This is a genomic window from Roseomonas sp. CCTCC AB2023176 (assembly GCF_042259275.1).
GTDB lineage: Bacteria > Pseudomonadota > Alphaproteobacteria > Acetobacterales > Acetobacteraceae > Roseomonas.
In genome coordinates this window covers 1,121,855-1,133,043 of sequence record NZ_CP170086.1, presented here as the reverse complement: position 1 = coordinate 1,133,043, position 11,189 = coordinate 1,121,855, and the positions used below count along the sequence as shown (strand labels likewise).

The following is an 11,189-nucleotide window of genomic DNA, read 5'->3' as shown; positions in this document are numbered from 1 at the left end:
GGGAAGAGAGACGATGATCCACCGCCGCCTGATCCTCGGCGCCGCGCTCACGGCACCCGCGCTGCGCAGCGCGACCGCGCAGGAAGCCACCCTCCGCGCCGTCTCCGCCTTCCAGGAAGGCACCGCCTTCGCCCGCCCCTTCGAAACCTTCATCGCCCGCGTGAACGAGGAAGGCCGCGGCAAGATCCGCATCAACTTCATCGGCGGCCCCCGCGCCATGCCGCCTTTCGAGGTCGGCAACGCCCTCCGCAACGGCGTGATCGACATGGCGAACTCCACCGCAGCCTTCTACGAAAACCTCATGCCGGAAGGCGCCGCGACGAAGCTCGCGACGAAGGATTGGGCGGAGGTCCGCGCCAACGGCGGCTTCGCCCTCCTTGCCCGCCTGCATGCGGAGAAGGTGAACGCCCACTACCTCGGCCGCCACGGCGACAAGATGCCGTTCCACCTCTATCTCACGCGGGAGATCGGCGCCCCCGACCTTCGCGGCCTCACCATCCGCACCTCCCCCGTCTATCGCGCCTTCTTCACCGCCCTCGGCGCCAACCTCGTCAACACCGCCCCGGGCGAGGTCTTCACCGCCCTCGAACGCGGCGTCGTCCAGGGCTACGGCTGGCCCGCGCAGGGCATCTTCGACCTCGGCTGGCATGAGCGCACGCGCTTCCGCGTGGATCCCTCCTTCTACCGCGTCGAGGTCAACGTCCTCGTCAACAACGCCCGCTGGGCCCGCCTGAACGACGAGCAGCGCGCCATCCTGACCCGCGCCGCGGAGGAGATGGAGGCCGGCGAGGCCGAACGCTCCCGCACAGCTATCGAGGCCGACTACGCCCGCATGCGCGAGGCCAACATCCGCGTCATCGAGTTCACCGGCGAGAACCGCGACCGCTGGCTGAAGGTCGCGCAGGACGCTGGCTGGGACGAACTGGCCCGCAACGCCCCGCAGCACGCGGCCGAACTCCGCCGTCTCCTTTCCGGCACCTGATGGCCCGGGCCTGGACGACCCTTCTCGCAATCCCCGCCGCGGCCGCCGGCGCGATCACCCTCGGCATGATCCTCCTCGTCACGGCCTCCGTGCTGCTGCGAACCGTGACGGGTGCCGAAATCCCCGGCGCGGTCGAACTGACCGAGATCGGCCTCTACCTCTCGGCGGTCCTCGCCGCGCCCTGGCTGCTGAACCAGGGCCAGCACATTCGGGCCGACCTCCTGGCCTCGGCCCTGCCTCGCCCCGCCGCGCGCCTCCTCGAAATGGCCTGCGACATGCTCGGCCTGGTCGTCTGCGCCATCCTCGCCCTCTATGCCTGGCGCGTCGCCGCTGAATCCGCTGCCCTCGGCTCGCTCATCCGCCGCACCGTCACCTACCCCGAATGGTGGCTCGCGGCGCCGCTCCCCGCCGTCTTCGGCCTGCTCGCCCTCGAATTCGCCGCCCGCATCGCCCGCCTCCTCGCGAACCCCGAAGCCGGCGCGCGCGACGAAGCCCGCTCGATCGCCTGACATGGATTGGGAACTCGCTGCCCTCCTGATGCTCGGCGGCGTCACCGCCCTCATCCTCATCGGCCCGCCCGTCGCCTTTTGCTTCCTCGCCATCAACCTCGTCGGCGCCTGGCTTTTCCTCGGCGGCGAGTTCGGGCTGCAGCAGCTGATCCGCAACGGCATCTCGTCGCTGACAAACTTCTCCCTGACGCCCGTCCCCTTCTTCATCCTGATGGGCGAGATCCTCTTCCGCTCCGGCCTCGCCGCCCGCGCCATCGCCGCGGTGGACCGCGTCATCACCGCGGTACCCGGCCGCCTCGCCGTCGTCGCGATCGTCGCCGGCACGATCTTCTCGGCCATCTCCGGCAGCACCATCGCCACCACCGCGATGCTCGGTGGCCTGCTGCTGCCGCAGATGCTCGCGCGCGGCTATCACCCGCGCATGGCCATGGGCCCCATCATGGCCGTCGGCGGCATCGACATGCTCGTCCCGCCCTCTGCGCTCGCGGTGCTGCTTGGGTCGCTGGCGCAGATCTCCATCTCCGGCCTGCTGGTCGGCGGCATCGTCCCTGGGCTCGTGATGGCCGTGCTCTTCCTCGGCTGGATCGTCTTCCGGGCGAGCATGGACCCGTCCCTCGCCCCCCGCGACGACGGCCCGCAAGAGCCCTTCTCCTTCAAGCCGCTGCTGATCCACGTCCTACCGCTCGTCGCCATCTTCGCCGCGGTCGTCGGCGCGATGGTCGGCGGCGTCGCGACGCCGACCGAGGCCGGGGCCGTCGGCGCCTTCGCCACCCTCGTCGTCGCTTTCCTCTACCGTTCCCTCTCGATGAAGGCCCTCGTCGAAGCGCTCGGCGGCACCGTCGCGGTGTCCGGCTCCGTCCTCTTCATCCTGCTGGGCGCCGTCACCTTCTCCCAGGTCCTCACCTTTTCCGGCGCCGGTGATGGCATCGTGCAGATCCTCCGCGCGGCCGATCTCGGGCCCGTCGGCATGGTCCTTCTGATGATGGGTGTCCTGCTCGTCCTCGGCTGCTTCCTCGATCAGGTCAGCATCATGATGATGACGCTGCCCTTCTTCGTCCCCGTCGCGACGGCGCTGAACCTCGACATGGTCTGGTTCGGCGTCCTCTTTCTCATCTGCATGCAGATCGGCCTGCTCACCCCGCCCTTCGGCCTGCTGCTGTTCGTGATGAAGTCCGCCGCCCCGCCGGACACCCCGATGCGGGAGGTCTACATGGCAGCCGCCCCCTACGTCGCCTTCTCCACCCTCGTCCTGCTCCTCGTCTTCCTCTTCCCGCCCCTCGCCACCTGGCTCCCGCGCTGGCTCGGATAGCCCACCATGCCCGCACTCGACTCCATCACGCCGGGAACGGCGGAGCCCGACCTCCTCCCCTTCAGCCTCAACCGCCTGATGGCCGCCTGGAATGCCCGCCTCGCCGCGCGGCTCGAGGAACGCGGCGTCACCTTCCCCCAATGGCGCGTCCTGATGGTCGCCTCCCGCGCGGAGGGCGCGCTGACGATCGTCGAACTCGCCGAGCGCACCCTCGTCCCGCACTCCACCCTCTCCCGCCAGGTCGCGGCGATGGAGCGCGCCGGCCTCGTCCGCCGCGAACCGTCCGAGGACGACGCTCGCGCCGTCCGTGTCGTGCTGACGCCGACCGGCCGCGCCCGCTACCGCGAAATCCTCCCCCTCGCCCTCGACGAGACGGAGCAAGGCCTGTCACCGTTGACCGAGCCGGAACGGAAGACCCTCGCCCGCCTCGTCGCCCGCCTCTCCGACGCGACGCCATGACCCGCCGCGGCCACGTCACCGCGATTCCCGCACCCTACGATGCCACTTCGCTCGACGCCCGCGCCGCCGAACCGATATAACCACCTGCAAGCATCCCCGGCCGCCATCCGCGGCGAAGGAGGACCCGTCCATGGACATGCTGCCCCCCCGCGGCCCCGGCTCCGCCATGAACCCCGATCGCCTGATCGAACCCGGCCGCATCCACCGCTCGGTCTACGTGGACCCCGACCTCTTCGAGGCGGAGATGCGCCTCCTCTGGGGCCGCGCCTGGCTCTACCTCTGCCACGAGAGCCAGGTCGCGAAGCCCGGCGCCTTCTTCACGACGACCATGGGCCGCGAGCCCGTCATCGTGACCCGCGCCGCCGACGGCCAGATCCACGTCGTCTTCAACCGCTGCACCCACCGCGGCGCCAAGCTGGCGACGGACGAGAGCGGCACCGCCAAGCGCTTCGTCTGCTGCTACCACGGCTGGGCCTTCGACCTGGACGGCCGCCTGGCCGACGTCCCGCTGCCCGAAGGCTATGGCGGCAAGTCGCCGACCGAGGATCGCTCCCTCGACCTCGCCCGCGTACCCCGCGTCGCGAACTACCGCGGCTTCATCTTCGCCAGCCTCGCCGCCGAAGGCCCGTCGCTGGAAGAATGGCTGGGCCCCATCGCCACTTCCTTCGACGACATGGTGGACCGCGCCCCCGGCGGCATCCTCGAAGTCGCCGGCGGCGTTTCCCGCCACGCCTATGACGGCAACTGGAAACTCGTCATCGAGAACCACAACGACACGCTGCACCCCCGCTTCGTCCACGCCTCGTCGGTCGCCGCGGCACGCGACCAGTCCGACGACGTCCACAGCGACGGCGCCGGCGAGGTCCAGATCAAGCAGATGCGCCAGAACGGCGCCCCCGCCCATGTCTGGGAATCGCTCGGCATCTGGACCAGCGAGTGGGGCCATTCCTTCATGGGCGACTACCACACCGACGCCCGCATGGCCGCCCGCTCCGAGGAAGACGAGGTGGAACAGGCCTACCGCAAGGCCCTGGAAGACACGCACAGCCCTGAGCGCACGCAGGAGATCCTGTCCGTGACGCGCTTCAACACCTGCGTCTACCCCAACCTCTCCTTCATGAGCCGCTTCCGCCAACTCCGCGTCATCCACCCGATCAGCGTCGACCGGACCGTCGTCGTCACCTACACCTTCCGCATGCCCGGCGCGCCGGATCGCATGTTCCGCGACAGCATCGCCTTCGCGAACGTCGTGAACGGCGTCGGCTCCCTCGTCCTCACCGACGACCTCGAGACCTACGCCCGCGTGCAGGACGGGCTGACGAGCCAGGGCGGCGATTGGGTGGACGTGAACCGCGGCATCGGCGGCGACCACAGCGAGGCCAACGGCACCCTGCGCGGCCAGACCGGTACGTCGGAAATCCACCTCCGCGCTCAGATGAACGCCTGGCGCCGCTGGATGAACGCCGCATGAGCGCCACGCTCGAACGTCCGTCCCTCCACGCGCTGACGGCGCTGGTGATCCGGGAAACCGAACTCCTCGACACCTGGCGCCTCGACGACTGGCTCGCCCTCTACGCCCCGGTCTGCGCCTATTGGGTCCCTTCGCAATGGGACCAGCGGGACCCGCACGCCACGATCAGCCACATCTACGACGACCGCCGCCTGCTGGAGACGCGCGTGCGCCGCTTCAAGCACGCCATGTTCCACGCGCAGAAGCCCCCGTCACGCACCCTCCGCTTCACCGCGAACCACCGCGCGGGCGAAGGTCCCGACACCCTCCTCTGCCACTACGAAGTGGCCGAGTTCCGCAACCTGCGCCACCGCCGCTACGTCGCGCGCGCGACCTACGACTTCGCGCCGGAACGGGATGGCGGCCTCCTCATCGCCCGCAAGCGCCTCGACCTCCTCGATTGCGACGCGGTCCAGGATGGGATCAGCATCATCCTGTGAACGCCATCACCGACACCGGGCTCCTCAACCCCTGGCGCATCGGCGCCTCCCCCCGCCGCGTGGAGGATCAACGCCTCCTCCGTGGCCTCGGCCGCTATACGGAGGACGTCGTCCCCGCCGACGCCCTGCACGCCGTCTTCCTCCGCTCCCCCCACGGCGCGGCACGCGTCAACGGCGTGGACACGACGGAAGCCCGCGCGATGCGCGGTGTCGCCGCGATCTTCACCGGCGCCGACACCGCGCATTACGCGTCGCTCCCCTGCGTCGTCCCCCGCAACCTCCCCGACGGCTCCCCCATGCCACGCCCGCCCTATCGCGCGCTGGCGACCGATGCCGTCCACCACGTCGGCGACCCCGTCGCCGTCGTGATCGCCACGACCGCCCAGCAGGCCCGCGACGCCGCCGAAGCCATCGTCGTGGACTACGACCCGCTCCCCGCCGTCACCGACCCCGCGGAAGCCCTGGCCCCCGGCGCCCCGGAGGTCTGGCCCGGCCTCGCCCCCGGCAACCTTCTCTTCGAGTTCAAGGTCGGCGACGGGGCCGCCACCGCCGCCGCCATCTCGCGCGCCGCGCACGTCGTCACCGCCGACCTCCGGGTCTCCCGCGTCACCGGCACGCCGATGGAACCCCGCGCCGCCGTCGCCACCTGGGACGCCTCCGACGAACGCTGGACGCTGCGCACGGGCTGCCAGGGCCCGCACACCCTGCGGATGCACCTCGCGAACGTCATGGGCGTGCCGGAACACGCGATCCGCGTCATCTCCCCCGACATGGGCGGCGCCTTCGGCCTGCGCTCCCAACCCACGCAGGAACACGTCGCGCTCCTCCACGCCTCGCGCGCCCTGAACCGCCCGGTCCGCTGGACCGCCGACCGCACGGAAGCCATCCTCACCGACCCCCACGCCCGCGACACGCACAACCGCGTCGAACTCGCCCTCGACGAGGACGGCATCTTCCTCGCCCTCCGCGTCACGTCGAGTGCCAATATCGGCGCCTACCTCGCGATGATGGGCACCCACAGCAGCACCAACAATCTCGGCGGCCTCGCCGGCACCTACCGCACGCCGCATATCGCGGTGACGGTCCGCGGCGCCCTCACCAACACCCAGCCGAACGCCCCCTACCGTGGCGCCGGGCGGCCGGAGGCGACGTACATGATCGAACGGATCATCGACATCGCCGCGTCCCGCCTCGGCATGGACCGCATCGAACTCCGCCGCAGGAACCTCATCCCGTCCGGCGCCATGCCCTTCCGCACCGGCCTGGTCTTCACCTATGACAGCGGCGACTTCTCCCTCGGCATGCAACTCGCGCTGGATGCCGCGGACATCGCCAACTTCCCCCAGCGCCGCGCGCAGAGCGTCGCGAAGGGCCGCCTGCGCGGCCTCGGCATCGCCAACGCCATCGAGATCAGCGCGGGCCCCCAGGGCGCCCCCATGGAAGAAGCCGCCGAACTGCGCTTCCACCCCGACGGCAGCGCCACCCTCCTCCTCGGCACACACAACCACGGCCAGGGCCACGAGACGGCGTTCCGCCAGATCCTCGCAGACCGCCTGGGCGTCCGCTCCGACCGCGTCCGCATCCTCAACGGCGATACCGACGCGATCACCCACGGCCGTGGCACCTTCGGCTCCCGCAGCATCGTCGCCGGCGGCGCCGCCGTGTCCCAGGTCATAGAGCGCGTCATCGAACGCGCGAAGCGCCTCGCCGCCCACGCCCTCGAAGCCGACGCCGCTGACATCGAGTTCGCGAAGGGCCGCCTCACCATCGCCGGCACCGACCGCGGCATGTCGCTGGAAGACGTCGCCCGCCTCTCCTACGCCCCCAACCGCCCGAAATCCGAGGACGCCGGCCTCTCCGCCTCGGCCTCCGTCCCACCCGGCGACGCCACCTTCCCGAACGGCTGCCACGTCTGCGAGGTCGAGGTGGATCCCGAGACCGGCCACGTCACCGTGGACCGCTACGTCGTCGCGGACGATGTCGGCACCGTCGTCAACCCGCTGCTCCTGAAAGGGCAGATCCACGGCGGCGTCGCCCAGGGCCTCGGCCAAGTGCTGCTGGAGGAAGCGAAGTTCGACGAATCCGGCCAGCTCCTCGCCGCCTCCTTCATGGACTACGCGCTCCCCCGCGCCGCCGACCTCCCGCCCATGAAGGTCATCTCCAACCCCCAGCCGACCGCCACCAACCCCCTCGGCGCCAAGGGCGCGGGCGAGGCCGGGACCGTCGGCGCGCTTCCCTGCATCACCGCCGCCGTCTGCGACGCGCTCGGCGTCGAACACGTGGACATCCCCCTGACCCCCGAACGCGTCTGGAACGCGCTGCAAGCGAAGAGGACGCCATGACCCCGCGCCGCCCCCTCCGAGCCACGATGACCGGGGCAGGGGAGGGGAGCGGGACGCTTCCGCACGCCGACCCGCCGCGCCTTCCGCCGTACGCAGCGGCGCGTCAGCCCGCGAGCCACGCCCCGGCGCCGTGCGACAACCCGCCGTTCACCACGCCGCGCCGCATCCTCCTCGCCGCCACCCTCGCGACCACCACGGCCCTCGCCGCCTCGCGTCCCGCCCGGGCGCAGCAACCCGCGCCCGCCTTCCCCACCCGCCAGGTCCGCATCCTCGTCCCCTTTACGCCCGGCGGCTCACCCGACGTCCTCGCCCGCCTCGTCGCCGACGAAACGACGCGCCGCTGGCCCATCGGCGCCGTCGCCGAGGCCCGCCCCGGCGCCGCCGGCAACATCGCCGCCGAGGCCGTCGCCCGCGCCGCCCCGGACGGCCACACCCTCCTGCTGATGTCGAACAACATCGTCGCCGTGAACCCGCACGTCGCGCGCATGTCCTTCGACCCGCTGACCGACCTGGTCCCCGTCGCCCTCCTCGCCCGCTCCCCCTCGTCATCGCCGTCGGCCCGGACGTCCCGGCCCGCAGCCTCGCCGACCTGATCGCGCTGGCCCGCGCCCGCCCGCGGGAGGTCACCTACGCCTCCGCCGGCAACGGCTCCCCGCACCACCTCGCCATGGCGCTGTTGGCGCACGTGACGGGCATCGAGATGACCCACGTCCCCTACCGCGGCACGACGCCGGGCCTGCTCGACGTCGCCGCGGGCCGCGTGATGGCCACCGCCACCCCCTACGGCACCGCCCTCCCCCTGATCCGCGAGGGCCGCATCCGCCCCCTCGCCGCCGCCGGCGCGAAGCCGCTCGCCGGCCTGCCTGAGGTCCCGCTCGCGAGCGCCACGGTGCCCGGCTACGAGTGCGACACCTGGCTCGGCCTCGCCGCCCCGCGCGGCACGCCGCAGCCCATCCTTTCCGAACTCGAAACCCTCGCCCTGGCGACCATGGCCCTGCCCCGCACCCGCGAAACCCTGGAGCGGCAGGGGATCGAGGCCGACCCGCTCGCCGCCCCCGCCTTCGCCACGCTCTGGCGGAACGACCACGCGCGCTGGGGCACCGTCATCCGCGCCGCCGGCATCCGGGACGAGTGATCCGGGGCCACCCGCCCGACATCAACGGAACCGAACCCCGACCAAAGCTCCCCGGCATCGCTACCCGATCCCTGCCGAGGCCGCCTTCACGACAGACCCCGCTTACACGCCCCATCCGCTTCGCTCTGGCGCGCCGGCCGGACCCCTCGCATGCGTGGCCCGTCCTACCCGCATGCCGTGACACAATCTTGCCCCGCACTCGCATAATCTCGCCGCAGCACCGCTGGATATGCTCCCCGCGCCGCGGACCTTCGATCCGACGAAGGAAGACGCGCGCGGAGAACTACCATGACGCCGCGACAATGTCGGGCCGCCCGACGACTGCTCGGTTGGTCGCGCCTTCGCCTGGCGGCCTTCGCCGGGCTGCGGGACACCTGCGTCGTCGAGTTCGAGGAGGAGCAGCGCATGCTCTCCCCCGATCAGATCGCCGCCCTCCGCGCGGTGCTGGAAGCGGAGGGCATCGAAATCGGCGAGCAGGGGAAGAACGACATCGGCGTCCATTGCCGCTGCCCGCGGGACACCGCCCTCGAGCGCGCCCGCTATCTCCGGCACAAGGCGAAGGAAGCACGCGCCGCCGCCTGCAGGGCATCCCCGCGCCGCGACACGGCGCGCCTGCTGGACACGGCGGCGGAGATGGAGGCGCAGGCCGCCGGCCTCGAAGCCGCGCACGGCGTCCACCCCGCGCGCCAGGCCTGAACGCCGCCCCGGCCTCCCCAGGGCGGCCCCGCGCCCGCGTCAGACCCCGAAGCGGCCCGCCAGCGCCACGAAGTCCTCCGCGACCACGTCCCAGTCCGCCTCGGCCCGCAGGTCCTTCGCCTGCCCCGGCCCGTGCTCCATCGGCCGCGCGACGAAGGCCGTCCGCAGCCCGCACCGCCGCGCCGCCGCGAGGTCGTCGTTGTGGGCCGCGACGAGGCAGATCTCCCCCGGCGCCATCCCCAGGATCTCCGCCGTCCGCAGGTAGGCCTCGGGCATCGGCTTGTAGGCCCGCGCCACCTCCGCCCCGAGGATCGCGTCCCAGGGCAGCCCCGCGCGCTTCGCCATGTCCAGCAACAGCGACACGTTCCCGTTCGACAGCGGCGCGATCACGTGGTGCCGCTTGAGCCGCACCAGGCCCTCCACCGCATCGGGCCAGGGGTCCAGCCGGTGCCAGGCGAGGTTCAGCGCATCGAGTTCAGCCGCCGGTACGCCCGCGGCCTCCACGCCGACCTCCGCCAGCGTCCCTTCCAGGTTCTCCCGATGCAGCACGTCCAGACGCGTGAAGGGCCGGCGCCCGCTCCGCACCTCCTCCATCGCCGGCTGGTAGCGCCGCCGCCAGGCATCCGCGAAGGCGCCGGGATCAACCCCTTCGCTCCGTGCCGCGCGAGAAAGGGTGCGGCCTCCCGCGCCACACCGCCCCGCCAGTCCACGACGGTCCCGAACACGTCGAAAACCAGTGCGCGGACGCCGCCGATCGCGGCCGTCGTGCTCATCCCGCGAAGTCGTTCGTGAACAGGTCCGTAACCGGCGCCGGATTCCGCAGGATCTCGTTCTCCACGTAGAAGCCTTGCACCCGCCCCAGCCGATCCGCGTCGAACCGCCCGAGCGCGGTGCCGGCCGGCACCGGGTACACGTCGGTCGCGTAGCGGCGGATGATCCGCTCGAACACCGCCTCGCGCCCCGCATGCTGCGGGATGTGCGCGACATAGTCCCGCGCTGCCGCGGCCGGGTCCTCCATGCAGTCCTGCACCGCGCGCAGCACGGCCCGCACGAAGCCCCGCACGACCTCCGGCCGCCGCTGGATCGTCGTGTCCGAGGCCATCACCGCCTGCGCCATCGCAGGGAAGAAGGTGTCGATCGGAGTGACGTTCACCGCGACGCCCGCTTCCTGGATCGCGTCGATCCATTCCGGCACGCCCATGATCGCGTCCAGCGCGCCGGAGATCATCAGCTGCGTCATCCCCGCATTGCCGACCGCCTGCACGTTCACGTCGTTGCGCCGCATGCGATGGAAGGCGAGCACGCCGAGCAGCGCGTAGAACCCCGTGTCCTGGAACCCGATCACGCCGATCCGCTTGCCGCGCAACCCCGGCACGTCCGCGACGTTCGCGTCCCGCCGCACCGCCAGCTGGTAGATCGGCCGCCCGCCCAGCAACGCGACGCCCCGCACCGGCACCCCGTTCGGCCGGACAAGCATCGGCGTTTCCCCGACCGCGCCGCCGAGCGGCACGTTGCCCGCGCCGACCTGCGTCGCGACGTTGGCCCCGCCCTGCCCCGTCTGGAACGTCACCGCCAGCCCCTCGCGCGCGTAGTAGCCGCGCTTCGCCGCCAACTGGTGCGGCGCGAAGGCCGGCAGGAAGGCCGGCGCGGGCAGCAGGTAGTTCACTGCCTCCTGCGCCGATCCGCGCCGGATGGCCGGCACCGCCAGTGCCGTTCCCAGCAGCACACGCCGACCGATGTTCATCCCTGCCCCCATCCGTTCCGCGGAAGCGAAAAGGCTAGACCAGTTCTGCCGCCGCCGGAAACC

The 11,189-nt window shown here is 71.8% G+C and carries 10 protein-coding genes and 1 pseudogene; 9 read left to right on the top strand and 2 right to left on the bottom strand.

Annotated elements, in window-relative coordinates; translation table 11 throughout:
• Positions 1-13 precede the first annotated feature (13 nt).
• The 9 genes and pseudogenes from dctP (at position 14) to ACE7GA_RS05680 (ending at position 9,382) form a co-directional block, all read left to right on the top strand.
• Positions 14-982 carry a TRAP transporter substrate-binding protein DctP gene (gene dctP / locus ACE7GA_RS05720; protein WP_376096894.1) on the top strand — a complete coding sequence of 323 codons (969 nt, stop codon included), beginning with the start codon at positions 14-16 and terminating at the stop codon, positions 980-982.
• Positions 982-1,491, top strand: a complete 510-nt coding sequence (locus ACE7GA_RS05715) for a TRAP transporter small permease (protein ID WP_376096891.1) — start codon at positions 982-984, stop codon at positions 1,489-1,491. The genes dctP and ACE7GA_RS05715 overlap by 1 nt, the downstream gene beginning before the upstream one ends.
• 1 nt (position 1,492) lies before the next feature.
• Complete coding sequence (locus tag ACE7GA_RS05710) at positions 1,493-2,800, top strand: TRAP transporter large permease subunit (RefSeq protein ID WP_376096888.1); 1,308 nt, start codon at positions 1,493-1,495, stop codon at positions 2,798-2,800.
• A 6-nt stretch (positions 2,801-2,806) separates the two neighbouring features.
• Complete coding sequence (locus ACE7GA_RS05705; RefSeq protein ID WP_376096885.1) at positions 2,807-3,259, top strand: MarR family winged helix-turn-helix transcriptional regulator; 453 nt, start codon at positions 2,807-2,809, stop codon at positions 3,257-3,259.
• Positions 3,260-3,389: 130 nt separating this feature from the next.
• Positions 3,390-4,730 (top strand): aromatic ring-hydroxylating dioxygenase subunit alpha, encoded by a 1,341-nt coding sequence (locus ACE7GA_RS05700; RefSeq protein ID WP_376096882.1) that lies wholly within the window; start codon positions 3,390-3,392, stop codon positions 4,728-4,730.
• Positions 4,727-5,209: an aromatic-ring-hydroxylating dioxygenase subunit beta gene (locus ACE7GA_RS05695; protein WP_376096879.1), complete on the top strand. Its 483-nt coding sequence runs from the start codon at positions 4,727-4,729 to the stop codon at positions 5,207-5,209. Before ACE7GA_RS05700 ends, ACE7GA_RS05695 begins: the two co-directional genes overlap by 4 nt.
• Positions 5,206-7,551 carry a xanthine dehydrogenase family protein molybdopterin-binding subunit gene (locus ACE7GA_RS05690; RefSeq protein ID WP_376096876.1) on the top strand — a complete coding sequence of 782 codons (2,346 nt, stop codon included), beginning with the start codon at positions 5,206-5,208 and terminating at the stop codon, positions 7,549-7,551. Before ACE7GA_RS05695 ends, ACE7GA_RS05690 begins: the two co-directional genes overlap by 4 nt.
• A pseudogene (locus ACE7GA_RS05685) lies at positions 7,548-8,686 on the top strand (Bug family tripartite tricarboxylate transporter substrate binding protein). The gene ACE7GA_RS05690 and the pseudogene ACE7GA_RS05685 overlap by 4 nt, the downstream one beginning before the upstream one ends.
• A 288-nt stretch (positions 8,687-8,974) precedes the next feature.
• Entirely contained in the window at positions 8,975-9,382 is a 408-nt protein-coding gene (locus ACE7GA_RS05680) for a hypothetical protein (protein WP_376096873.1), read from the top strand.
• Positions 9,383-9,421: 39 nt separating this feature from the next.
• Here ACE7GA_RS05680 and ACE7GA_RS05675 read toward each other — a convergent pair whose 3' ends face one another.
• Together ACE7GA_RS05675 and ACE7GA_RS05670 are read right to left on the bottom strand one after the other, a co-directional pair.
• Positions 9,422-10,087, bottom strand: a complete 666-nt coding sequence (locus ACE7GA_RS05675) for a haloacid dehalogenase type II (protein ID WP_376100115.1) — start codon at positions 10,085-10,087, stop codon at positions 9,422-9,424.
• A gap of 64 nt (positions 10,088-10,151) precedes the next feature.
• On the bottom strand, positions 10,152-11,126 hold the full coding sequence (locus ACE7GA_RS05670; RefSeq protein ID WP_376096870.1) for an ABC transporter substrate-binding protein: 975 nt from the start codon (positions 11,124-11,126) through the stop codon (positions 10,152-10,154).
• Positions 11,127-11,189: the final 63 nt, after the last annotated feature.

Bases quoted from the DNA above. Each gene is read 5' to 3' on its own strand.
- dctP (WP_376096894.1), top strand. From the start codon at position 14: ATGATCCACCGCCGCCTGATCCTCGGCGCCGCGCTCACGGCACCCGCG.
- ACE7GA_RS05715 (WP_376096891.1), top strand. From the start codon at position 982: ATGGCCCGGGCCTGGACGACCCTTCTCGCAATCCCCGCCGCGGCCGCC.
- ACE7GA_RS05710 (WP_376096888.1), top strand. From the start codon at position 1,493: ATGGATTGGGAACTCGCTGCCCTCCTGATGCTCGGCGGCGTCACCGCC.
- ACE7GA_RS05705 (WP_376096885.1), top strand. From the start codon at position 2,807: ATGCCCGCACTCGACTCCATCACGCCGGGAACGGCGGAGCCCGACCTC.
- ACE7GA_RS05700 (WP_376096882.1), top strand. From the start codon at position 3,390: ATGGACATGCTGCCCCCCCGCGGCCCCGGCTCCGCCATGAACCCCGAT.
- ACE7GA_RS05695 (WP_376096879.1), top strand. From the start codon at position 4,727: ATGAGCGCCACGCTCGAACGTCCGTCCCTCCACGCGCTGACGGCGCTG.
- ACE7GA_RS05680 (WP_376096873.1), top strand. From the start codon at position 8,975: ATGACGCCGCGACAATGTCGGGCCGCCCGACGACTGCTCGGTTGGTCG.
- ACE7GA_RS05670 (WP_376096870.1), bottom strand. From the start codon at position 11,126: ATGAACATCGGTCGGCGTGTGCTGCTGGGAACGGCACTGGCGGTGCCG.